At 68.4% G+C, this 21,582-nt stretch carries 22 protein-coding genes and 1 riboswitch; of the genes, 11 read left to right on the plus strand and 11 right to left on the minus strand.

Translation table 11 applies throughout. The annotated features are described in order from the left end of the window. Positions 1–747: 747 nt before the first annotated feature. Positions 748–879, plus strand: a complete 132-nt coding sequence (locus tag ACZ6AA_RS35675; protein WP_471462607.1) for a hypothetical protein — start codon at positions 748–750, stop codon at positions 877–879. A gap of 113 nt (positions 880–992) precedes the next feature. Here the strand turns inward: ACZ6AA_RS35675 and ACZ6AA_RS35680 are convergent, their stop codons facing one another. After that, positions 993–1,334, minus strand: coding sequence for a hypothetical protein (locus ACZ6AA_RS35680; RefSeq protein ID WP_468462564.1), 342 nt, complete (start codon positions 1,332–1,334; stop codon positions 993–995). A 658-nt stretch (positions 1,335–1,992) separates the two neighbouring features. Between ACZ6AA_RS35680 and ACZ6AA_RS35685 the strand changes: the two genes are divergently transcribed. The 3 genes from ACZ6AA_RS35685 to ACZ6AA_RS35695 all read left to right on the plus strand — a co-directional run bounded on the left by ACZ6AA_RS35685 (position 1,993) and on the right by ACZ6AA_RS35695 (position 5,904). Beyond that, entirely contained in the window at positions 1,993–2,589 is a 597-nt protein-coding gene (locus tag ACZ6AA_RS35685) for a HutD/Ves family protein (RefSeq protein ID WP_471462609.1), read from the plus strand. A gap of 815 nt (positions 2,590–3,404) precedes the next feature. Beyond that, a riboswitch (cyclic di-AMP (ydaO/yuaA leader) is annotated at positions 3,405–3,563 on the plus strand. A 2-nt stretch (positions 3,564–3,565) separates the two neighbouring features. Next, positions 3,566–4,291, plus strand: a complete 726-nt coding sequence (locus ACZ6AA_RS35690; RefSeq protein ID WP_468484151.1) for a transglycosylase SLT domain-containing protein — start codon at positions 3,566–3,568, stop codon at positions 4,289–4,291. A gap of 497 nt (positions 4,292–4,788) precedes the next feature. Then, positions 4,789–5,904 carry a TolB family protein gene (locus ACZ6AA_RS35695; RefSeq protein ID WP_471462611.1) on the plus strand — a complete coding sequence of 372 codons (1,116 nt, stop codon included), beginning with the start codon at positions 4,789–4,791 and terminating at the stop codon, positions 5,902–5,904. Positions 5,905–5,911: 7 nt separating this feature from the next. Here the strand turns inward: ACZ6AA_RS35695 and ACZ6AA_RS35700 are convergent, their stop codons facing one another. Together ACZ6AA_RS35700 and ACZ6AA_RS35705 are read right to left on the minus strand one after the other, a co-directional pair. Continuing rightward, entirely contained in the window at positions 5,912–6,385 is a 474-nt protein-coding gene (locus tag ACZ6AA_RS35700; RefSeq protein ID WP_471462613.1) for a GNAT family N-acetyltransferase, read from the minus strand. Between the two features lie 327 nt (positions 6,386–6,712). Further along, the gene (locus ACZ6AA_RS35705; protein WP_471462615.1) at positions 6,713–8,110 is read right to left on the minus strand and encodes a serine hydrolase domain-containing protein; all 1,398 of its coding nucleotides are present in this window, start codon (positions 8,108–8,110) and stop codon (positions 6,713–6,715) included. 117 nt (positions 8,111–8,227) lie between these two features. On the opposite strand from ACZ6AA_RS35705, the gene ACZ6AA_RS35710 reads away from it, so the two are divergent. Beyond that, positions 8,228–8,872, plus strand: a complete 645-nt coding sequence (locus tag ACZ6AA_RS35710) for a dihydrofolate reductase family protein (protein WP_468462559.1) — start codon at positions 8,228–8,230, stop codon at positions 8,870–8,872. Between the two features lie 431 nt (positions 8,873–9,303). Here the strand turns inward: ACZ6AA_RS35710 and ACZ6AA_RS35715 are convergent, their stop codons facing one another. Then, entirely contained in the window at positions 9,304–10,140 is an 837-nt protein-coding gene (locus tag ACZ6AA_RS35715; RefSeq protein WP_471462617.1) for a hypothetical protein, read from the minus strand. Positions 10,141–11,087: 947 nt separating this feature from the next. Here ACZ6AA_RS35715 and ACZ6AA_RS35720 point away from each other — a divergent pair. Both ACZ6AA_RS35720 and ACZ6AA_RS35725 read left to right on the plus strand, forming a co-directional pair. After that, positions 11,088–11,552, plus strand: a complete 465-nt coding sequence (locus ACZ6AA_RS35720; protein WP_471462619.1) for a hypothetical protein — start codon at positions 11,088–11,090, stop codon at positions 11,550–11,552. A 593-nt stretch (positions 11,553–12,145) separates the two neighbouring features. Then, complete coding sequence (locus ACZ6AA_RS35725; RefSeq protein WP_468462697.1) at positions 12,146–12,283, plus strand: hypothetical protein; 138 nt, start codon at positions 12,146–12,148, stop codon at positions 12,281–12,283. A gap of 4 nt (positions 12,284–12,287) precedes the next feature. On the opposite strand, the gene ACZ6AA_RS35730 is transcribed toward ACZ6AA_RS35725, so the two are convergent. From ACZ6AA_RS35730 to ACZ6AA_RS35755, 6 genes are all read right to left on the minus strand, one after another. Beyond that, positions 12,288–13,265 (minus strand): CU044_5270 family protein, encoded by a 978-nt coding sequence (locus tag ACZ6AA_RS35730; RefSeq protein ID WP_471462621.1) that lies wholly within the window; start codon positions 13,263–13,265, stop codon positions 12,288–12,290. Beyond that, a complete protein-coding gene (locus tag ACZ6AA_RS35735; RefSeq protein WP_471462623.1) occupies positions 13,258–13,893 on the minus strand; it encodes an RNA polymerase sigma factor in 636 nt (211 codons plus the stop codon). Before ACZ6AA_RS35735 ends, ACZ6AA_RS35730 begins: the two co-directional genes overlap by 8 nt. 256 nt (positions 13,894–14,149) lie before the next feature. Beyond that, entirely contained in the window at positions 14,150–14,422 is a 273-nt protein-coding gene (locus ACZ6AA_RS35740; RefSeq protein ID WP_468462694.1) for a hypothetical protein, read from the minus strand. A 479-nt stretch (positions 14,423–14,901) separates the two neighbouring features. Then, a complete protein-coding gene (locus ACZ6AA_RS35745; protein WP_471462625.1) occupies positions 14,902–15,168 on the minus strand; it encodes a hypothetical protein in 267 nt (88 codons plus the stop codon). A gap of 167 nt (positions 15,169–15,335) precedes the next feature. Beyond that, a complete protein-coding gene (locus tag ACZ6AA_RS35750) occupies positions 15,336–15,890 on the minus strand; it encodes a hypothetical protein (protein ID WP_471462626.1) in 555 nt (184 codons plus the stop codon). Positions 15,891–16,253: 363 nt separating this feature from the next. Continuing rightward, a complete protein-coding gene (locus ACZ6AA_RS35755) occupies positions 16,254–16,877 on the minus strand; it encodes a type III effector protein (RefSeq protein ID WP_468483914.1) in 624 nt (207 codons plus the stop codon). A 129-nt stretch (positions 16,878–17,006) separates the two neighbouring features. Here ACZ6AA_RS35755 and ACZ6AA_RS35760 point away from each other — a divergent pair, with 129 nt between their 5' ends. The 3 genes from ACZ6AA_RS35760 (at position 17,007) to ACZ6AA_RS35770 (ending at position 18,436) form a co-directional block, all read left to right on the plus strand. Then, entirely contained in the window at positions 17,007–17,438 is a 432-nt protein-coding gene (locus ACZ6AA_RS35760) for an Hsp20/alpha crystallin family protein (RefSeq protein ID WP_468462690.1), read from the plus strand. 101 nt (positions 17,439–17,539) lie between these two features. After that, positions 17,540–17,935: a DUF2267 domain-containing protein gene (locus ACZ6AA_RS35765; RefSeq protein WP_468483915.1), complete on the plus strand. Its 396-nt coding sequence runs from the start codon at positions 17,540–17,542 to the stop codon at positions 17,933–17,935. A gap of 57 nt (positions 17,936–17,992) precedes the next feature. Then, the gene (locus ACZ6AA_RS35770) at positions 17,993–18,436 is read left to right on the plus strand and encodes a DUF2267 domain-containing protein (protein WP_468483916.1); all 444 of its coding nucleotides are present in this window, start codon (positions 17,993–17,995) and stop codon (positions 18,434–18,436) included. 220 nt (positions 18,437–18,656) lie between these two features. Here ACZ6AA_RS35770 and ACZ6AA_RS35775 read toward each other — a convergent pair whose 3' ends face one another. Beyond that, positions 18,657–18,995, minus strand: a complete 339-nt coding sequence (locus ACZ6AA_RS35775) for a MerR family transcriptional regulator (protein ID WP_468462687.1) — start codon at positions 18,993–18,995, stop codon at positions 18,657–18,659. 2,244 nt (positions 18,996–21,239) lie between these two features. On the opposite strand from ACZ6AA_RS35775, the gene ACZ6AA_RS35780 reads away from it, so the two are divergent. Next, positions 21,240–21,569 (plus strand): hypothetical protein, encoded by a 330-nt coding sequence (locus ACZ6AA_RS35780; RefSeq protein ID WP_468461465.1) that lies wholly within the window; start codon positions 21,240–21,242, stop codon positions 21,567–21,569. Positions 21,570–21,582 lie beyond the last annotated feature (13 nt).

Consider the following 21,582-nt stretch of genomic DNA (forward strand, 5'->3'; position numbering starts at 1 on the left):
GCGCGCGGTCCGCTCCGCGGACACGACGCGCCGCCGCTACGCGGCGGAACCGGGCGCCGCTCCGCGCCGCCCGGTCGGCCCCTCCGGGGCCGAAGCCGGTCAACTCCGTTGCCCGGCAACCGAATCGCTCCGCGATTCGGTCCAGGAATTCGCTCCGCGAATTCCTGGGGCTGGCTGCGGGATGAACGCTGTCGGTTTTCGGCTTTCTCAATCAACCTGACGGTCAGTCATGCGGGTTCTGTTCTTGGGCTGTTGGAATTGAAAGGCCATCAGATTCTCTACAGTCCCCCGTTATTGATATCCTGTCAATTTCTTCTGCAAGGAATTCTAAACAGCGTACGGTCAGTTGACTCCCCGTCTCATCCCGCTCTTGCAAGGTAGCGTCCAGTGGCTAGGTGCCCTGCGGCATGTTCTTAATAGCCTCCTCGGTTTTCACGCCCAGCCGCCCGGACGCCCCTCCCCCGCTAACGGTTAGCTCCCCAGCACCATGGGTCGCTATTTCTCAGCCCCACAGCTCGTGCCAGATCGCCTCTCTCGGCCCTCGCCCGTGAATGCAGCGCGCACGGCTTGTCGGCTTCACCGTGCTGCCGTATTCCACTGTTCAGGCCTGCCACGCGCCGAAGGCCGGCAGGATCTGGGGGAAATCTCTCTCATGTAATGTTCGCTTTTGCGCAAAAAAGGTACTCCCTTCCTCTACTTCTGCTCGCCGCCCTGGTGTTTCAACTGCTGCGATGGATCGTGCAAGCCGTGGACCAAGATCTGGGCTGGGTCTTCCTCGTAGCGGGTGCCGTGGTGATCGGTGTGGCCCTGCTGCTGCCCGTCGCCAAGGTCATCGACTGGGTCTGGCGGAATTTCCGTAGTAGGAAAGCATCACCGTAGGGTCTGGAGCTCGGTGATGTCGTTGGCCGGGCCAAGGCACACAACGAACGGTGAATCCCCCGGTGCCACTTCACTCTCAGCCTCCGGGGGATTCACCGCTGCTTCACGAGCTGTCACAAAATGGAGAGGGCGCAGGCAGGTGCCGCGTGACGGAGCCGTACCTGAGCAGCCAGGAGTGTACCGGTGCAGACTGCAATTCCTTGCGCGCCACCGATTCCCTTTCCTGAGAAGCAGCCGAAGAACCGGGCATCAGTGATTTCGTACCCCTTCAGTTCGAGGTACATCGTGCACTCGCCGATGCCACGGGCCTTGACCGGCTCTTTGGTCTGTTCGCTCTGCTTTGCGGCCTCGCGGCTCTTCGGACTTGCCTGCGCGGGTGCAGCCAGAACGGTGACGGCTACCACAGTCGCTATTCCGGCGGCTATGATGGCAATAATGGTGCGTAAACGTCCCATGTTCCCTCCAGATATCGATTTCTGCGCTCGGCGCACGGATACATGGCCGAGCTCTGGGAATAGAGTTCCTGACACGACCGCGCCCTTTCGGTCTGCTACAGAATTCATGCAAACCCTGACCGAAGTTGAGAGCTCGAACAGGGAAATCGGCCCGCGACTCGGGGGCGCGCTGGCCGTGGTGCTTCATCAGCAGACTCGTATGGAGAAGTCGACAGGTCGCCTCAGTGGTTCCACTATGTCGTGAGCATCCCGAGCGGTCATTGCCCATCCGCGCAGCCCGTTTGCCGATTCGTGCACGAGCAAGCCCCCGGTGCGACGGGGCGTAGGTAGCGCAGAAGAGGCGGCACAGGAATCTGTTTCTGAGTCAGTCGGCCTCGTGCGCGTGGAGCCAGTGCCCATGGGTGCTAAGCCTTTCGGCTAGGCGAATGCGAGCGTCTGGGCCTTCGTGGCCTGGTGTCCGCGGTTGGCGGGTCTGTGTCTTGGGCCCGGCGGTGAAGTGGAGCCTGCTCTGTGTATCTGGCTGGCACGTAGGCTGGCCTGGGGATCAGTGGTCACTTGTCTCGGCGTGCTTCTGCGGTCTGAGGGCACAAAGTCCGGGTGGCGGTGGTGAGGGTAATCGGGGCAGGGCGAGGGAAGCGGGAGGCGGCGGCGTATGGGCATGGATGTTCTGCACTGGAGCGGATACTCGAGCGTGCCGTGGAAGAACGGCGGTGGTGTGACCCGCGAGGTCGCATCGGGTGCGATGCGAGTGTCGCTGGCCTCGGTGGAGCCCGTGGACGGTTTCGACTGGCGGGTGAGCGTCGCGGACGTGGGCACAGAAGGGCCCTTCTCTTCCTTTCCCGGGGTCGATCGCGTGATCACCTTGGTCGAAGGGGAAGGCATGGTCCTCACCGTGGACGGCACACGACAGCCGGTCGCGCTGTTGGCCCCGTTCTCCTTCTCCGGTGACGCAGCGACAGGCTGCGAGCTGAAGGCGGGCGCGGTCCGCGACTTGAACGTGATGACCCGCAGGGGCCGGGCGACGGCGCATGTGCAGATCCTCCCCGTCATCGGTGTGCGGGCGGTCACGGTGGCGTGCACTGTGGGTGAGATCGTCTTTGTCATGGCGGTCACCGGAGGGATCAGTGTCACTGCACCGGGCGCACCGGAGGCTGTGCTCGGCCGTCTCGACTGCGTACGTCACGAAGGGCCGGGAGCGCTGGCCCTGTGCGGCGATGGCATCGTGGCCGAGATCAGGATCGCCCCGGCGCGCTGACGGCCCCGGTGCGCCTGCAGTGCTGGCGTGCTGACCGTACGGACCGGCCCGTTGTCTTGTGCGGGTTTCTGGGTGGTGTGTGTCGGCGTTGGTTTCGGCTGGTGGTGCTGGTCTGATGGGTCTCCGGGATGCTCGTGATGTGGCGTCATGCGCTGCGGGTCGAAGGGCTGTTGGACCGCGTGGAGCGCCGATGGTCCGGGGAGAGCTGCGCATACAGGTGGCCGGTGCGTCCAGGGTGCACCCGGTAGTTGTGGCATCGCGCTCTCAGTCTTCCCGTTGGCCGGTTTTCCCTATTGGTTATTGGTCTGATGGGTCGCCAGATTCTCCGTCTTCTTCGTTCTTCGGTGGATTCGATGGGGTTGATGGGCCGTTAGGTTCTGCGCAGTCTTCTGTCGTCGATGCCTCGTCAATTTCTTCTGGCTGGGTCCGGGGGAACCATCCATGCGTAATGTCCGTCTTTGCGCTGAAAAGCTGCTCCTTCGGGCATTGGTGGCGTACGGGAAGTGTCGCCTGCATTGCGGAAAGTGGGTACGAAATAGCGTGCTCTGATCTGCCGTCGGGTCGTATTCCAGCCCGTATGCCGTCCGGTGAAATGAGTCACACGGGGAGGCGGTGGCTTCGGGGGCTGTAGAGCGCGCTTCCGTTCTGCGCAAAGAAGGTTGGAGTTTTTGATCAAAGAAGGTGAGGGGCGGCAGTCGTCAGGAATGGGGCTCGTTCATTCCTTCTTTGAATTCTGCTCTTGTTCCGTCCGGGTTTCCTCGCCTAACGTCACCGTCAATCCGGATGGAACGCCGAATCCTGCCGCTGTCCGGAAACCTTCCTACCCACTTACTTACGCACGGCAGGAGCGGGGGACCCAGGTAAGACGCCGGTCCGGATTCCGGAGCGGCTCGGGGTGAAGTCGCGCGCCGTGCGACCGGACATCTCCCGTCCGAACCCGACAGCTCACCTCGTAGGCGACGGAGAGGAATTCGTCATGCCTGCAAAGGGAAAGCACCGCCGCCCCAAGTCCAGCCCGCTCAGCCGGGGCATCGCTGCCGCAGGCACGGGCGGGGCCGTGCTCGCGCTGCCGGTGCTCGGCGCGGCCGACGCTGCCGCGGCGCAGTCCGGGACGGTCGCCCGGCCCGCCGCGGCGCCCAGGACGTACGTCGTCGAAGCGGGTGACTCTCTCTCCAAGATCGCCCGGGAGCACTCCCTGAGCGGCGGCTGGGAGAAGCTCTACCAGGACAACCGCGGCACTCTGGGCGGCGACCCGGGGATGATCCGACCCGGTCTCAAGCTCACCCTCGGTGCGAAGGGTCCGGCCGGGCGGGCGGATCGGTCCGAGCGTGACAGCGCGGTCGCCGCCGAGCCCGCCGTTGCCCCGGCGAAGAAGTCCTACACCAACGATCTTGACGGCTGGATCAAGGAGTCGCTCGACATCTTGGCGCAGCATGGCATCCCTGGTTCCTACGAGGGCATCCACCGCAACATCATGCGTGAGTCCTCTGGTGATCCTCTGGCCACCAACAATTGGGACTCCAACGCTGTCGCGGGAACGCCGTCCAAGGGGCTTCTGCAGGTCATCGACCCGACTTTTGCTGCCTACCGTCTGCCCGGGACGTCGTTGGACAGCTTCGACCCGGTCGCCAACATCACCGCTGCCTGTAACTACGCGGCCGACCGGTACGGGTCGATCGACAACGTCAACGGTCCGTACTAGACCCCTCGGCCTGGCTCGCCCGCCGTGAGTACCTGTTCCTGGGCTGGGGCGCAGGGCGCAGTCCTCCCTCGCCGCGCAGTTCGTGGTCTGCGCCGCGCGGTTCGTTCAGGGGTGAGGTGGTGATCGCGGCGCCGAAGGGGCGGGGGGTGGTGTTGAGCAGGTCGGCGGGGTTCTGGGATCGGGTGATGAGGTGGTGGTGCAGGGGTGTTGGCACGGGATGTGGGGCGCCTTCTTCAAGGGTCCATGGTCCGTCGTGGCGGCCGGCGGGGTCCGGAACGGGCGTACGGGCGGTGGTGGTTGGGCGTTGGGCTCGCCGCGGAGCTCCCGGCACCCCGGACGGTACGCCGCTCACATGTGGCCCGAGCCCGCCTCGAGGGGCCGTGTGGAGCGTGTCGGCGTCGCGGTGCCCTCTTGACCCCACTGCGGCGTCGCGGTTGCATGCTTGCGGTCCTCCGGTGAGGAACCGGGGGAGAAACCGTGTTCTGACTGGGGGGAAAATGAGCGGGAAGACGAGCCGGAGCGCTACCAGACGTGTCCGGGCCGGGCTGAGCACGGCGGTCGCGGTCTGTGCGGTCACCGTGCTGCTGGCCCAAGGCGCCGCGGCCGAGCCCTCACCCGCGTCCGGGCCCGCGGGCGGCCACGCGACCGGTGTCGAGAGGATCAGTGTCGCCGCCGACGGCACCCAGGCCGATGGCCATTCCTCCCACGCCTCGATCACGCCCGACGCACGCCACGTCGTCTTCTCCTCGTCGGCGAAGAACCTCACCCCCGACGGCACGACGGGAGACAGCCGGGTCTACGTCCGCGACCAGCAGACGCGGCAGCCCCGGCAGATGGGTGCCCTGCCCCCGCTCCAGCCCCCGGTGATCAGCGGTGACGGGCAGTACGTTGCCTATCCGGTGCAGTGGATGAACAACGTGCGGATCCGCCAGTACCAGGTGAGCACCGGCAGGACGGTCTCCGCGGACTGCTCGGCCTACAGCTGCAACCAGCCGGTGCTGAACGCGGACGGCCGCTACACCGCCCTCGTCGTCCACCTCAGGCAGCCCTCCCCCAGCCAGCGCATCGAGGTCCACGACGGGAGCACCGGCGCCAAACACACCGTCGCCCGCCTGGAGCACACCCAGCCCTCCAGGCCCTCCCTCAGCGGCGACGGCCGCTATGTCGCCTACCAGGACGCCAAGTCCCAGGACGTCTTCGTGTGGGACCGCACCGGCGCCACCATCGGCCCGATCGAAGGTCCTTCCCAGGCGGCGGCACTCGTCCAGCTCAGCGACGACGGCAGCAAGGCCGTCTACCTCTCCGGCACCGACACCTACGTCCACGACGTGCCCTCGGGCACCGCCCAGCTCGTAGCGGGCGTGCGGGGTGTGGCCATTGATCCCACGGGCCGCTACCTGCTGTTCGCCCCGCACGGCACGAGCGGGCCCTCCCTCGTACTGCGCGATCTGCGCACGGGCACCGATGAGACCGTCGCCGACCAGCCCGCCGCGGCCGGGACCGACGCGGTCAGTGCTGGCGGGCGTGAGGTGGTCTTCCAGTCCGCGGCCGACGACATCGTGCCCGGTGACACCAACAACACCTCAGACGTCTTCGTCCGCCGTCTCCCCTGACCGCTCGTCACGAGGGAGGGCGTAGGGAGGGCGTGTGGTCCCGGGGCGTCTTTGGGGCGGTCCGCACGGTCTCACTGGCCGGTCCGCGGGTGGGTGCAGCGCATTCGGATCTTTCTGTTGTTCTCTGCGTGCCGGGCCGCCTCCCGTGCCGGGCCGCCTCCCGCGAACCGTGCCGCTCGTAGAAGGCGTACGCACGGGTGTTGACCGCGAGCACGTCGAGGAGGAGGTCCTGGCCCCGCCGGGCCGCGGTGTCGAGGAGGGACCGGAGCAGCTGCGCGCCGGTGCCCTGTCCCTGGTAGTGGGGGTGGAGCTCGATCCGTTCCCGGTAGATCTCACGCGCGCGGTCCTCGACGGCCGGTACGCCTGCGTCAGCGCCGTCGACGGTGATGATCTGCCGTCGGCCGGGGTCGAACCCGCAGTCGTGACAGGTGCGTTGGTCCTCATGGTTCCAGCCCCGGACCGCCGCGGCGTAGTCATCCATGGCGGCTTTGTGGAGCTGGAGACAGAACTCGCTGTCAGCCGGGTCCGCCGGCCGCCGGACAACTGCATTCATACGGTGACCTCTCCTGGATGCTCTTCGCCGAGCAGGCCGTGTGCGGCCAGTCCGCGAGAGATCATGACCGGCCCGGTCCGGGGGGAGGGAGATCGGGCGCGCCGGGTTCTCGGCGCGGCACGTGCGGTCCGGCAGCAAGAGCCGCCCTGTCCCGTCCAGGGCGGCTCTCGGTGTCGCCTGCGCAGCCCCGGTGCCGGAGAGAACCCCCTGCGGCGGCGCTGCGGGGCCCGCGATCGGGCCGGGCCACCCTGGGGGCTACGGTGCGGCGGTCTTCGGCACATAGGAGCGGATCTCGTCCGCCACCAGCTGCGCGGCCCGGTCCGCCTCGCCGCCGACCAGCCGGGTGCGGGTGAGCGCGAAGGCCAGGCCGCGCTCGCGGTCGGCGAAGGCGATGCTGCCGCCGCTGCCGTGGTGACCGAAAGCCGTCCGCTCGCCGCCCATCTCGGGCAGCCCCAGGAAGTAGCCGAGCCCCTTGGCGAACCGGCCCAGGAGCATCCGGTCCTTGCCCTGGACCGCGGCCGCGGTGACCTCCTCCAGGCGCTCCGGTGAGATCAGGCGCACGCCGTCGACCTCACCCAGGAGCGCCGCGTACATGCGTGCGGCCGCCCGTGCGGTGGTGGTGCCGCCCGCCGGGATGTCCGCGAGCAGGTAGTCGCGGCGGTTGGCCAGGCCCGCGGTGGTCCACACACCGCGGTTCGGCACGACGAAACGGCGGAAGGGCACGGACGGGGGAAGGTCTTCCAGCCAGGCCGCCCAGTTGCCCTCCACCAGCGGTGCGAGACGGGGAAGTTCCGCTTCGGGAAGGCCGAAGTACAGCTCGTCCGCGATGCCCAGCGGCTCCGTCACATACCTGCGAAGGGCCTCGGCCGGAGCAAGGCCGGTGATACGGCGTACCGGCTCGCCGAGGATCCAGCCGAACGTCCAGCCGTGGTAGCCGCTGTCCGTGCCCGGCTCCCACAGCGGAGCAAGGTCCGCGACGACGGCACACATCGTGTCCCAGTCGCACAGCTCGGCCGGGGTGATACCGGGCGGGAGCTGCGGGATCCCGATCCTGTGGGCCAGGGCGTCACGCACGGTCGCCCGGCCCTTGCCATGAGCGGCGAACTCGGGCCAGTAGCGGGCGATCGGGGTGTCGTAGTCGATCAGGCCACGCTCCGCGAGCACGTGCACGAGCGTGGCCATGAAGCCCTTGCCGGTGGAAAAGCTGTGGATCAGCGTGCCGGGCGCAAGCGGCACCGGAGCCACCACAGCCGCCGTGGCCGCAGCGGACGAAACCGGAGCGGACGAAACAGCCGCCGTACCCGCAGCGGACGAAGCCGAAGCGGACGCCGTGGCCGCCGTAGCCGGAGCGGCCGTCGCCGCATCGGCCGTCGCCGCATCGGCCGTCGCAGCCGAAGCGGCCGAGGCCGGAGCGGCCGCCGTGGCCGGAGCGTCAGGCTCCGGTGACCGGCTCCCGGGCGGATCGTACGTCCCCGCACAGGACGAGACGAGCTGCTCCCCGTCCACGTACACCGCCACCTGCAGACCGCTCTCCGCGCCCGACTCCACAAGTGCCTGCAGGAGGCCGTCGAGGCGGGCCCGGACACCCGCACTCACATCGCGACTCACGCCCGCATCATCGCACCGACGAGCTGGCGCAGACACGCGCAGCACGCCACCGGGGAGCCCGGTTTCTGGCCGGCCACGGATACGGCCCGGCCACGGATACCGCGATGAGTTTCACCGGCCCGGCCAGTCTCACCTCCGCTGTCGACAACACAGGAGGAACACGTGGCTCAGCTGCTGAGAGTCCAGAACTTCAACGTCTCAAGTGACGGAATCGCCGCCGGTGAAGACCAGACCCTGGAGAGGCCCTTCGGCCATGTCGAGCCCGAGAAGCTGTTCGCCTGGGCCGGCGCCACAGCGAGCTGGCCCATGCGCACCGCTCCCGGGGGCAGCCGGGGCCTGGACGACTACCTGACACGGGACTACGACCGCAACATCGGCGCCGAGATCATGGGCCGCAACAAGTTCGGACCCCAGCGCGGTCCCTGGCACGACCATCAGTGGCAGGGCTGGTGGGGCGACCAGCCCCCCTTCCGCACCCCGGTGTTCGTCATGACCCACCACAAGCGTCCCTCGTTCACGCTCTCCGACACCACCTTCCACTTCACCGACGACGACCCGGCCACGGTCCTCGCACAGGCGCGGGAGGCCGCGCAGGGCAAGGACGTCCGCCTGGGCGGCGGGGCAACCACCATCCGGCAGTTCCTCGACGCCGACCTCGTCGACACCCTGCACGTGGCCGTCTCGCCGATGAAACTCGGGTCCGGCGTCCGGCTCTGGGAGTCCCCCGACGAGCTCCTCGACCGGTTCCACCTGGACATCGTCCCCAGCCCCAGCGGCGTGACACACCACCTGTACTGGCGCAAGTAGCCGAATCTCAAGGCCGGCCCCCGGCCCGGCCACTCTGGCGGTCAGGGCTGCCCGGGAAGCACACCACCAAGCCGCACCCCTGGGGCGGTCAGCCGATCCTGGCGGGTTCCTCGGCTCCTGCCCGGGTCGAGGCGACCCGGGCAGGAGCCGGTACCGGTCCAGTCCCATCTATCCGAACGCGTCAGCGCACAGGAGATCGACGCAGCCCTAGCGGGCGACGGTCCTGTCGAACCGCCTCACCGGCTCCGGCCCCACCACACCCAGCTCCCCCTCCGCGTCCGAGAAGAACTCCCCGGACCTATATCCGCGCGCGGCGGCGCGGGCCGTGTGGACGTCGCGGACTTCTCCGCGAACCAGCACGCGCACGGCGGGGCTCATCGCAGACCTGCAGGGCCGCCGCCGGAAGCCGCCGCATCTTCGCCCACCGCCAGTCACGCGTCCTCAGACGTGAAAACGGTGAGCGGGAAGGCTGCGGCGTCTTCCGCGGGCCGTGACAGGTACAGGGCGGTGTGGAAGTAGCCCTCGGTCTCCTTGCCCCGGGGATCCTCGCCCGCGGCCATCACCGCCGTGAGGGCATACCGCTGCTCGCGCGCGCTGGTGAAACGGCGTTGCGGATAGCTCGGAGCAGCCGCCCGCTCAGTGACAAGGCCATACGGTGCAAAACCGTCAGCGATAGGGCGGTAGGAGCCGGTGCGCAGCACGAACGCCGCGACCCACACCGGTTCGGCAGCAGCGGCGAGAAGCGGCTGGAACGTGCGCGGGGACAGGAAGCTCGCTCCGCCCGTGACAGTGACCACAACGGCTGGCCGCACGGCGCGCAGGAGCGCGGGGGTGGGCGGAGCCGTTTCGAGGTTCTCGGTGAAGCCGTCGTCCAGCAGACCGACAGCGAGAGCGTAGGAGACCGCGTTCGCGGCGATGTCGAGCCCGACCACCCGGTACGCCTCAGGACGCCGGTGAGCCGCGTAATAGGCACGGTCCCACTCGATCAGCTCCGCCGTGCTCAGCGCCGCGGCCCGCGGGGACGTGTAGTGGGCATACAGATCCTCCAGGGTGAGATCGTGGTTGAGAAGAGCCGCGTTGATGCCGTACGAGCAGCAGATATCCAGCACAGTGACCGGAGCCACGGCCCGGGCGCATCCCGTACGGGCGGCGGCCAGACGCCGGAACACCCCCTGCGCATGGCCAGGCGTCTGATAGTCCCAATGACCCAGGAGACGGAAGAAACGCCTGGGGTCCGGCTGGTCGTACACCTCGTCGAACGAGGTCATCTCCCTCTGACCCCTCTGACCCCTCGAGTCCCTCTGGTGATCCCTCTGGTCCCTCTGGTCCCTCTGGCCGCGGACGGACGGCGCGACAAGTGCGGCACTCTCCCGGTCTCCTTGGCCGTAATGCCGCGCATGCGTCATCGCAGTGTCCCTTCCCTGCCCCGGGCCGCCCCTGCACCACGGCAAGGAACACCGAAGAAATACCGCCTGACCGGGAGACAGGGAAGAGAGCACCTGCAAATCCAGCCACAAACCCACGAACCCGTCCGGAGAACCCGGCCGGCGACCGGAACCACGGCAACCCACGACAGGGCAACCGCCCCCGCCACCCAGGGGCATGAACTCCAGCACCACCCCCCTGCCCCCTGCCCAGCCTGTCCCTCATCCCCGTCCAGGCCGCTCCGGACACCTCCACGGCACACGCCGAACTCAACGACGTGACCGGTGAAGCCGCCGCCGTCTCAGCATCAGACACCGGCCCCCCAGCCCCTCTCCGAGACCGTCCAACCCGCAGGTGTACCGCAGACGTCAGCGGTACCAGGCCAGTACCCGTGCGCGGGCAAGAACGCTACGGCAGGGACGGAGAGCCCGGCGCACGCCTGACAACCCACGGGTGTACACGGCCCGTTCACACTCCACGGACACAACCCCAAGCCCGCCACCCACACGGACACAACCCCAAGCCCGATACCCCCCTCGGCACTGGAACAACGTCGCCTCCATGCCATCACGCGCAACGACACATACAAAGACCGCGGCAGCAAAACCACCCAGATCTCGACCAACTCACGGAAAGCCACCGACACCAAGACACACCAAAGCATGCCGGAACACCCCAACAAACCCAAAACACACCAAACCCCTGGACTCGACCTCAGACACCCTGCTCGCCTGACGCGCGGCTGTGGGCACAGGGCGTGCCCGTGAAACGAAGGAGAGATATGCGGTACATGCACAAGACCGGTATCGCGGTGGCCGGGGCGGTAGCTGTCCTTGCCACCCTCGCCCCCGCTGCCGGAGCCTCGACCCCCGCAGAAGAGGTTCCTGTGGTCGACACCTCCAAGGAGCTGGCCGACATCGTGGAGGTAGGCAGCGGCGGCAGCTGCTACGGCGGAACCTACTTCGGGCACAGGGCCGTCGTGAGGTGCGGCAGCCATGTCCTGAGGGTCAACTGGAACGCCCACCAGGACCGCTCCGTCGACGAAGTCTTCGCAGTTACGTCGAACAACAAGATTTGGCACATCTGGAAGAACTCCGGTGGCTGGAAGCAGATGCCGAACAACGGGCGCGCCGTCGACACCGTCCACGCCTACTGGGGCCACGGAGGCCGCACTGTCGTCGTCAAGGCCGCCAACGGCAGCCACTGGCGCAGCACCTACAAGTCCAACGCCTGGCGCGGCTGGTACGCCGCCTAGAAACCCGACCGGTGAAGGCCCCCGCTGAGCGCGGCCAGGCTCTCGCCGTGAGGCGGCGCGTGTGCTCTCGAAGGCATCTGCGCCGCCTCTGGTCCACTGCCGGAGGTTCTCACCACCACCATGGTGGTCCTGGCCCTCATTGTGCTGGGCGAGGAAGCGGGCGTAACTCACCCACAACCCCGTGGACGCCGCCGAGGTCGACGAGCCGCGGCTACGGGACCTGATCCCGGCCCAGGGCCGGGCTGATGCTGTGGGCGGGCGGCATGGACAGGGCGCATCGACACACCAGCGCGTATGGGCGGTGGCCTTGCGGGAAGGCACGCAGGCGCTAGTGGCGGGGACAGATCTGCGCGGGCGGCGGGTGGACCTGGCGGCCGTCTGCTCAGTGAGGCTGCCGAGTGATGGCGTCGACGTCCATGCCGACGAGCGTGGCCTGCACGGCGGCGTTGTCACGGCCACAGGCCGTATCTATGTGGCCAAGGTACGGTCCGAGTTCTGGCGTCGTCCCAGGCCGTACGCCGCGTCCGGCCGGTTCGCCGGTGATGGTGCGCGGTGGTGCGTCAGGGCATGCTGTTTCAACCCCGTACCGCCGTATGGACCGGGCGTTCGCGACGCCGGGCGGCGAGGTCTTCGGCTTCGGCATCCCCACTGACCTCTTGGAGGCAAACCGCAGGGCCGCCGGCGACCATCTGCCGGTGTCGGCGGCCCTGTGGGTCCCGGCCGCGGAATAGCGGCCTACGGGCGCTGTTTCACCCGGTCGACGATCCCCCAGTCCACTACGTGCGACAGCTGGACGTACTTCTTCTTCCCGGAAGCCGAGACCCGCTCGTCGCGGAAGCCCAGGAATTCATACGACGCCGGGTCGAAGATCAGGTACTTGCCTTCGTAGGACCCGCGCTCGGTATGGGCGATCCCCACCCCGGTCCGCCCGGCGGAGTCCTTCACTCCCGGGATCGTCCTGACGCCGGGCACAAGGGCCAGCGCCTCGTACGCCGCGGGGCGCAGTCCCTGGGGCAGCACCGGGTTCTTCAGGAGCTCGCCGAGCAGCCAGTAGGCCTCGAACCGTTCGGACTTGCCGAGGTCGCTGATCGGCCGGTCGTCGGACCCGCCGCGGGAGCCGTAGGAGATGATGGCCGAGATGAGTTTCTCCGGGTCTTGGGGCAGCTTCTTCAGCTCGCTCCACTTCCGGGGTGGCCACACCCCGCCGCCCTTCCCCGCGGGCTCCTCCCACATCTCGCGGCCCAGTTCCATGGTCAAGGAGGGCTTGGAGACGTCCACCGAGTCCCACATCTCGTCGGTGTAGGTCTTGACCGTGCCGGTCTTCTGCTCCGTCTCCTTGATGATCCGCTTCGAGTAGATGAACTGGTCGTCGCGCGGAGCCACCGGCTCCTTCTCCTGCTCGCGCTCCCACGCCGCCGCCCCGTTCAGCACCGTCGCGGCGGCGTTCTTCACCCGCGGGGTGCTCGTGCCCGGTACGCCGCCCTCGCCGGAGCCGCCCGTGCCGATCAGCACCGCCGTCCCCGTAACCGCCGTGGCGACCGCTGCGGCCGCCGCGAGGCGCAGTGCATGGCGGCGGCTGGGGCCGGTGCCGGTGCGCTGGTCCGCGTGGGCCATCGCGTTGAGCAGCTGGTGCCGGGCCCGGTCCCGGGCCGGACCGGTGAGCGGGGCGGCGTCCGCGTCCCACTCCTTCAGGAGTTCGAGTTCGTCATTCATGGTCGGATACCTCTCGCAGTGCCGTCGGATTGGATCCGCCCAATGCTTCGCGCAGCTTGCTGCGAGCCCGGTGCAGCCGTGATCTGACCGTGCCCACGGGGATACCGAGGGCCTGGGCCGCCTCTGCGTAGTTGAGATCCCCCCAGGCCACCAGCAGCAGCACGTCCCGGTGCCGAGCGGGCAGCGCGGCCAGTGCCGCCGCCAGCTCGCGGCGTACGGCCCGCGCCACCACCCGGTCCGCGGCCCGGTCGGCCAGCGGCTCGTCGTGGTCGGCGAGGGCCGGGACCCGGGACATGGCCTTGAACCGGCGGGCCTCAGCCCGCCGATGCCGGCCGACCAAGTTGGTCGCGATGCCAAACAGCCAGGGCCGGGCGTCGGCGCCCGCGCCGCGGGCCGGGTCGTAGCGATGCCGCTGCTGGAATGCGGTGGTGAAGGTCTCCGCCACGAGGTCGTCGGCGACCTCGCCGCCGAGGCGGCGGGCCGCATAGCAGTGCACGGCGTCGGCGTGCCGGTCGAAGAGCGCGGCGAACGCCTCGGGCTCATCCCAGGACCGCGCGATCACTGAGGCGTCGCTCTCCTCCACATCGGCACACGTGATGCCGATGCCGACGCCTGGTCCGACGGTCATCGGGGCTCCTCTCGTCCAAGGGACGATGCTCGAATACTTGGGCTTTCACCTCTCCTTCGCCCATCGCTCCGAAGCGGTTCCCTCAGACCCCCTCGGCGACGCCGCGGCCTGCGGCCACACCCACATGCCGGGCACGGAATACGCCACCGCGATCGGTGACAGGGTTCATACCGGTACCCCATGATCGGTACGCTCGTCACGCCTTCGGCATGCCCCATGCCCCGGGCCGGTTCGAGCGGCGAGTCGGCCATGGCGGTCAGGGCGTGTCGCCGACCCAGTCGAAGCGGACCGGATCTCCTGGACGCGGGTCGTACACGGCCCGGCCGCCAGCGCCGAACTGCCCCAGCTCGGTGGCCAGCACGACGCCGGTGTCGCCTTCGTCCTGCGTCCAGTCGGTGACGTCGAGCAGCAGGCCGTCCAGCGGTCCGCCGACCAATTCTGCGTAGCGCCGGTCCGGCCGCGGGCCCGGGCGGTCGTGGTCGGCGCCGTAGACCCGGCGGCACAGCAGCTCCTCGTCATCACGGTCCATCCGTTCAGCCTCGCAGCCGCCACTGACAATGCCGACCCGCCTGCGTCACCTGCGGAAGCGGGAGCGCCAGGTGCCGCGGGCCTTCTGCACGGGCCCGTCCCGGTCGTGCTTCAGCGGTTCGTACTCGACGGGTTCTGCTGGGCGTTCGGCGGTGACAGCTCGCTGCTTGCAGTCGCCGTACAGGTGCGGGTGTGTCTCCCGCGGAGCGTCCCACCCTGCGGACTCGATGGCCTCCCACCGTTCGTCGGTGAACCGGGTACCGCAGCCGGTGCACCCGGGGCGGCGGGATTCCCGCTCGGCCCGCTGCTGCTCGGCCGCGCGCCGCCGCTCCCCCTGGCGCTCCCGCTCGCGGGCTAGGGACTCGGCCCACCGACGGGCGTCACGGCGAGGATATTCCTTGAACCACGGAGGCGGTGCCTGCCCGGGATTGCTGCCGGGCAGACACCGCCTTGAGGGCAACGATCCGGCCCCGGCCCTGGTCAGGAGGGCTCGGTGAGAACCCACAACTCCCAGACTCCGGCAGCCCGGCACTCATAGGCGCGTACGCCGTTCTCCATGTACCACCGGCCGCGCTCGTGACAGCGCTTCTCCTCGGACAGAGGAAAGTCCGCCACGTGGTGCCAGCCTGGCCCGGCTGCCAGCGTGGACTGTACGGGCATGGGTGCGGGCGCCGAGGCCTCAGCGGTCGCGCCGTGGCTCGCCGCCAGCAGCGACGCGGCCGCAGCCGCGAGGAGAACGCGTTTCATGGTTCGCATGGAACGCATCCTTCCGCAGCTGGCGGGCCCTTATCGATGGAGACCGCCCCGCCTTCCCTCGATTGGCCTAGGGGGTGATACACGCAGCCTGACTGTGGGACGTGACGCGGTTCTTGAGGGTGCGGCACTCTGCGCGCCCGCCCATCGCCACTTTTGACTCAGTGCGTTCTCAGCTTGCGGTTTCCGGCCCGGCCTGTCGCGATGTTTCGTATCTTCTTGCTGCAGCCTGACCCGGCGAGCAGGGCGAGTATCTCCGGCGACGTCGACTGCTCGGCGAGGACACGCTGCATCCAGTACGTGACCTCTGCCAACTCTGCCGGTACCGGCACGTGACCGTCCTCGATGGACAGGTAGAACAGCCAGTCGCGGATGCGGCGGCGGATGAACTCGCGGTACCCCTCCGCTTTGAGCTGGTCGAACTCCGGCAACAGTCCGGCAGACCACTGCCGGAACTCGGCAGGGCCGGTCGCCTGCATCGCGATCTTGTCCACGAAGGCGACCACCGCCGTCTTGGACCCCAACTCGTGGGGGTCACGCAGGATGGCGGCGACGATCGCACGGTCCCGGTCACGGCTCCGCGAGGAAGCCGTCACCGAGACGACACGTTGGTACGCAGACGACCGGACGTGCTCGTCCGCGAGGGCACCATCGACATCCACGTCGACGATGCCGGCCCCCGCCAGCAACTCAGCCACATCGGAACGCAATGTCATCGCTTCGTCTCCCCTCGCAGAGCCGGACTCCACATCGCGGGCACCGTCCCCCGGTCCACACGCTGAACCAAACGAGACGGCCTGTTAACACTCCAGCTGCAGATCGTGATCCTCGTCGTTGGGCGGCTGCGGTGACGGCAAGGAAGGCGTGGGCGAGCATGGCCTCCAACCGGAGGCGTACGGCCCGAAGCTGGATGTGGACTTCACCCCGCTGCGCGAGCAGGCCCCGGGCCGTGGCCGACTTCGGCCCGGCTGCCTGGAAGGCCGGGGCCGATCGGCGTCCCCACGCCCTCGGCCCTGCCGTCCAGCAGACCCTGCTCGGTGAGGGAGCGGGCCAGGTGACCCGCAGGCCAGCGGCGTCGGTCAGGGGGGTGTGAGGGTGTCGAGCCGGGCGGCGAGGTCGGGGTGGGCGGCGGTCAGGTGGGGGCGGGCGGCGGTCAGAGGGGCGATGAGGTCGGCGGGGTCGTCGTGGGCGAGGGCCGCGTGGAGTTCGGTGAGCGGGCGGCGGGCCGCGGGGGGCAGGTCGGTGAGGGCGGTGATCTGGCCGGCGAGGCGGCGCAGGTCGGCCGCGTTGCGGCGGGCCCAGGCGGCGGTGGTGCGGTCGGCGGCGCGGGCCTGTCGGGTGGCCTGTACGCGCTGTTCGCCGGTGGTCCCGGCGGGGCCGGGGCGGCCGCGCAGGTAGCGGCGTTCGGCGGCCTGGCGGCTGGCGACGCCGAGGGGGTGGGCGAGGTCGGCCCAGCTGGCGCCCGCGTCGCGGGCCGTTTCGATCAGGCCGGTCTCCCATCCGGCGAGTTGCTCGCGTACGTGCCGCAGCAGCGACAAGGAGGCCAGGGCCTGTTCCGGACCGGGGGCGGGGGCGGTTGGGGTCTCGTGCTGGGCTTCACGCAGGGCGTCGTCTATGGCATCAAGGGCCGCCGCGGCGGCAAGGAACGACACCGGGCTGTGGGCGTCGGTGCTGGGCGAGGACGGCTGGTTTGCCGCGGTCACGGACACCTCCCTCAAGGTTGTCATCAGGTAGACGACATCATGTTTGTCATCCATTGGATGACATGTTACAACGGTGTCAGTGAGGCGCATTGGCAGTAACTGCCTGAACCTGCTGGAGGTGTTTTCACGATGTTGATGCGCACTGACCCCTTCCGTGAGCTGGACCGGCTGGCGCAGCAGCTGGTGGGCCCGGGCACCTGGTCGAAGCCGTCGGCGATGCCGATGGACGCCTACCGCGAGGGCGACGAGTACGTGGTGGCCTTCGACCTTCCCGGCGTCACCGCGGACACGATCGACATCGACGTCGAGCGGAACATGCTGACGGTCAAGGCCGAGCGCAGGCCGGTGGCAAAGGCCGACGACGTGCAGATGGAGCTGTCCGAGCGGCCGCTGGGCGTCTTCTCCCGCCAGATCGTGCTGGCCGACACCCTCGACACCGAGCACATCAAGGCCGACTACGACGCGGGTGTGCTGACCCTGCGGATCCCGATCGCCGAGCGTGCCAAGCCCCGCAAGATCTCCGTCGGCGTCGGGCCCGGCCACAAGGAGATCTCCGGCTGACACCGGCCGGTCAGGTGCGGAGGACGGGCATCTGATCTCCCCCTCCCCCGCCCTCCGCACCCCGTGGGCAGTCCGAAGAACAAGAAGGGGTGGCGGCCGAGATGACTCTGCGACGCGAAGCGTTCCTCGACCATGTGAAGGAACGCGGCAAGTACGGCACTGCGGAGGAAGCCGAGCGCGCGGCCCGTGTGGTGCTCGCCCTGCTCGGCGCACATCTGATCGGCGAGGTCCGCGCCCAGCTCGCGGCACGGCTGCCGGAGGGCTTCGCCCTGATCCTGCTCAACCCGCTGCAGAGCGCCGAACCGCTGCCCCCTGAGCGGTTCGTCCGGGCGACTGCGGCCTGGATCGAGGGCGCCACCGAGCAGACCGCGACATGGGACGTCGGCGCCGTCCTGTCGACGGTCGCCGACACGGTCGGCGATGACCTGCTGGAGCAGATCCTGTTCCAGCTCCCCGCCGGCTACGACCTCCTCTTCGGCCGCCCCCAGCCCATCTGACCCATACCTCGGTGCCCCACACCGGCACCCTTGCTCCCATGAAAGGCATGCACCGCAGTGATCACCGACGTGCGCGCACCGCTTGAGCACCAGCAGCCGTACGGGACGGCATATGAGCAGATGCTGGAGAAGGTCCGCTACGAAGGCGCCTATCCCACCCGCGAGCGAGCCGAGGAAGCGGTCCGCCTGGTCCTTGCGGGGCTGGGACGCCAGCTCACCGGCGACGAACGCGTCGATCTGGCCGCCTGCCTGCCCCTGGAGGCCGCGCGTGTCCTGACCGCGCAGCTCCCCGACACCCGGCCGCTGACCGGATGGGCCTTCGTCAAGGACCTCGCCGCCCGCTCCGGCGCCTCCCTGGCCACGACCCGGTGGGACACCGGGTCCGTCTTCGCAGCCGTCGCCGCCCACGCCGGCCCCGACCTCATCACCCGCATCCTGCACCAGCTCCCCACCGGCTACGCGCTACTGTTCGGCCGCGCCGAACTCACCCTTTCCGCGTAAACGGTCCGTACCCCTCCCCCGCCAGGGAGAGTTGGACCACGTTGCACGGCCCGCGCACCCCGCAGGAAGAAGCCGCCGCAGCCCCGGCATGACAGCCGGGGCTGCGGGCGGGGCCGGAGCCCTGGTGAAGACGACGTTGCCCGGGACGCTGGAGCGTCCCGGGCAGCATGTGCGGGCGCCCGCCACGAAGCCATTTGGGCCGTCGCATGTCTTCGCTGTCTCAGGCCGAGGCCGGCGGAGCGGATGACTCGGCGGCGCGACGGTATTCGGCGTTGATGCGCTGGGCTTCTTCGAGCTGGTCTTCCAGGATGACGATGCGGCAGGCGGCCTCGATCGGGGTCCCGCGGTCGACGAGCTCCCGGGCCCGGGCTGCGATGCGCAGTTGGTAGCGGGAGTAGCGACGGTGCCCGCCCGCGGAGCGGAGCGGGGTGATCAGGCGGGCTTCGCCGATGGCGCGGAGGAAGCCCTGGGTGGTGCCGAGCATCTCGGCGGCCCGGCCCATCGTGTAGGCGGGGTAGTCGTCGTCGTCGAGACGGCCGAAGGTGTCGTCTGCTGTCATTGCACCTCTCTGTGGAACACGGTTGAGGGGCCCTGGTGTCGTACGACACCAGGGCCCCGAAGGAACTGCTACACCATCCGCCGGCCCTGGTACTGCGCCGGCGTTCCGTTTCCGCTGACCCGACGGGAACCCTGTCGGGGGTGCGGGGATCGCGGTTGCTTGACCGGAGACCACCTCACTATCGATGTCCTGCGGTACCCGGGCTCAAGACTTCCGCCCGGGCGATCCTGATGGCGCCTGGCTCCTCCGTTCTTTCCTCGGCGAACAACTGCGTACTGCTGGTACTGCGAACTGCTCGGCGGCCTGTGACAGCGCCACCTTCGGCAGCCAGCCCCGTCGCCCGTCCTGCGTCTGCTCTGGCTCCGAACCCCACTGCCGAACTTCCCGGTGCGCGCGTCCGCAGCCGACGCCTTCACCGAGGTACTGCTCACTGACTTCACTGCTGGGTACTGCGTCACCTGCGGTACTGCTCACGGCAACCCCTGATCACTGCGGGCCGCCCGGTGCGGTCGCCAGTCCCGTCGCCCGTCCTGCAACAACCCCGGCTTCGACACTCCGCCACCGCACCGTCCTGCGAACTGCAACTGCGAGTACTGCTGCCCGGCAGTTCATCTCTGCCAGGCCCTGCCGACTTCCTTGGCTACGAGAGAAACCCTAACCAGACCACCACCCAATGTCTACTCCAGCCACGATAGATTTTTGGGTGTTCGACAATGAGGTATTCACATTCGAACGGCGATGACGCGGAGGTTGACGGGCGGACCACAGGCTGGCGCAGGCAGCGCCCGGGACTCCCTCGCGGGTCTCGCAGGTCCGATCCCAGCCGAGGCCGACACCGCGGGCCTTGGGCGTCTCGGAGCCCGGCATCAACGCCCTGCGCCACGGCGGCGGCACCCTGGACCTGACCCCACACCCGGACAGCCCGGATCTGGTCCGACCCACGCTCCAGTCCACGCCCCTGCCTCGCCCACGATCCGTGAGTGCCGGCGCATTCCCGCGACACCGACACCCACGGTCGGACTGCACCGACCGTGCAGGGCAAGCTCGACACGGCCGGAACGCCCTGGCCCTACCGCCCTCACCCAACAAGGGACAGAACGAGCCGGGACAGCGCAATTCCTCTACGCCAAGGACGTGCACACCCGGCCTTCGCCCCCCTTGGCAATGGCTGCTTCATCAGCGGCTTCCGAGGAAGGCCGCAGCGCTCAGCGGCGCCGCCATGCACTGCTCCTGCTTTCTCTCCGCACCCAGAACCGGTGTGACGGTATCGACCCGCTTGAGCGAGAGCAGGCGGAAGCCTCGACTCCTGAGACCACCCCGCTTGGCGGCTGCGCGTTTGGCGTGGCTGCAGCAGTCCAGGCGCTGAGAGACCATCCTTAAACCCCTGCTCCTCTCGCACACAAGCCGCGGTGGGGTCGGCAACGTCAGCGCCGCGGTCGCACGAACAAGGTGATCGCACCAAATGGCGGGTGCGGTTCGGTGCCGCTGCGAGATCCGGCCGAGGTCGGCTTCCACGACGGAGCCTCTACCGAAACCGCCCATTCGTCACTGCCTCGATAATTCCACGGTGACGAGTGCAAGGGATCCCCTATCACCATATCGTCAATCCGCTCATAGAGCGGGGCGGATTTTCGAGTAAGATTCCAAGCGGCCGGTGAATCTGCCACCACCCACAGATTCCCAGAAAGTATTCGGCGAAAGATTCGGCACCTGTTTTTCATCTTGAAAACTGCCTAATTACAAACCCTCACCGGCGCGAGCAAGGGTTCCTCAAACTCCGCAGAGACCCCGGAGCCGAAGGTGGAGGGCACTACACGGATCCCCCTGAACGTGCCGAGCACGGACGGGCACAGAAGGACGATTCGCGCGTACTGCAACATCACGGCGGACGCTCCTCACTGGTCCAAGAAGGGCAAGAGCGTCATCTACAAGACCCGCGCCCAGTGTTACGGCAACATCCCCTCGGTGCAGTTGAAGGTCACCTCCAAACTGATGCGGGCGGGCGCTCCGAGGGCCGCTGGTCGCCGCGACCGCGAAGGAGACGCAGACCGTGCGCACGGGTGGGGATAGGGCGACGTTCTACGCACCCGTCCCGCACGGCAAGAAGGTGAAGTACAGTGCCCGCTTCTGGGGTCAGAGCACCGCACAGATCATGTCGCCCATCGTGGGCACCAAGACGCAGGTTGTCAGCAAGACAGCCGACGCCAAACCCAGGTAGTCGAAACGAACAAGGGCGCCTTTGCCATGGCCAGTAACTGGGAAGTCGACGTACAGCTGCTGATGGACGTCACCAACGACGAATGGCAGCGGTTTCAACAAGGGATGGTCGACTCGATGGAGGAGGAACCGCAGTACGAAATCGTGCCGACCGCCACGTCTAACAACCCGACCGGCGCCTTCTTCTCCGTCGGCGCCACCGTGCAGGTATCGGCCGACACACCCGGCAAAGCGGCGGACATCGCGGTCGCCGTGACGCGCAAGGCCCTCCGGCGGTCCGGAGCAGCCCCGGACCGCGGTGTGGTGGAAGTCAACATCCGCCAAGGCGACGAGGACCCCCGCCTTCTGGGCCGCTAGAGATTGTCCCGTA

This window comes from Streptomyces sp. NPDC040610, from assembly GCF_055594065.1.

Bases quoted from the DNA above. Each gene is read 5' to 3' on its own strand.
- ACZ6AA_RS35700 (WP_471462613.1), bottom strand. From the start codon at position 6,385: ATGGATGACTACGCCGCGGCGGTCCGGGGCTGGAACCATGAGGACCAA.
- ACZ6AA_RS35775 (WP_468462687.1), bottom strand. From the start codon at position 18,995: ATGACAGCAGACGACACCTTCGGCCGTCTCGACGACGACGACTACCCC.
- ACZ6AA_RS35680 (WP_468462564.1), bottom strand. From the start codon at position 1,334: ATGGGACGTTTACGCACCATTATTGCCATCATAGCCGCCGGAATAGCG.
- ACZ6AA_RS35745 (WP_471462625.1), bottom strand. From the start codon at position 15,168: ATGAAACGCGTTCTCCTCGCGGCTGCGGCCGCGTCGCTGCTGGCGGCG.
- ACZ6AA_RS35780 (WP_468461465.1), top strand. From the start codon at position 21,240: ATGGCCAGTAACTGGGAAGTCGACGTACAGCTGCTGATGGACGTCACC.
- ACZ6AA_RS35695 (WP_471462611.1), top strand. From the start codon at position 4,789: ATGAGCGGGAAGACGAGCCGGAGCGCTACCAGACGTGTCCGGGCCGGG.
- ACZ6AA_RS35725 (WP_468462697.1), top strand. From the start codon at position 12,146: ATGGACCGGGCGTTCGCGACGCCGGGCGGCGAGGTCTTCGGCTTCGGC.
- ACZ6AA_RS35685 (WP_471462609.1), top strand. From the start codon at position 1,993: ATGGATGTTCTGCACTGGAGCGGATACTCGAGCGTGCCGTGGAAGAAC.
- ACZ6AA_RS35765 (WP_468483915.1), top strand. From the start codon at position 17,540: ATGACTCTGCGACGCGAAGCGTTCCTCGACCATGTGAAGGAACGCGGC.
- ACZ6AA_RS35690 (WP_468484151.1), top strand. From the start codon at position 3,566: ATGCCTGCAAAGGGAAAGCACCGCCGCCCCAAGTCCAGCCCGCTCAGC.
- ACZ6AA_RS35720 (WP_471462619.1), top strand. From the start codon at position 11,088: ATGCACAAGACCGGTATCGCGGTGGCCGGGGCGGTAGCTGTCCTTGCC.
- ACZ6AA_RS35740 (WP_468462694.1), bottom strand. From the start codon at position 14,422: ATGGACCGTGATGACGAGGAGCTGCTGTGCCGCCGGGTCTACGGCGCC.
- ACZ6AA_RS35750 (WP_471462626.1), bottom strand. From the start codon at position 15,890: ATGACATTGCGTTCCGATGTGGCTGAGTTGCTGGCGGGGGCCGGCATC.
- ACZ6AA_RS35735 (WP_471462623.1), bottom strand. From the start codon at position 13,893: ATGACCGTCGGACCAGGCGTCGGCATCGGCATCACGTGTGCCGATGTG.
- ACZ6AA_RS35730 (WP_471462621.1), bottom strand. From the start codon at position 13,265: ATGAATGACGAACTCGAACTCCTGAAGGAGTGGGACGCGGACGCCGCC.
- ACZ6AA_RS35715 (WP_471462617.1), bottom strand. From the start codon at position 10,140: ATGACCTCGTTCGACGAGGTGTACGACCAGCCGGACCCCAGGCGTTTC.
- ACZ6AA_RS35760 (WP_468462690.1), top strand. From the start codon at position 17,007: ATGTTGATGCGCACTGACCCCTTCCGTGAGCTGGACCGGCTGGCGCAG.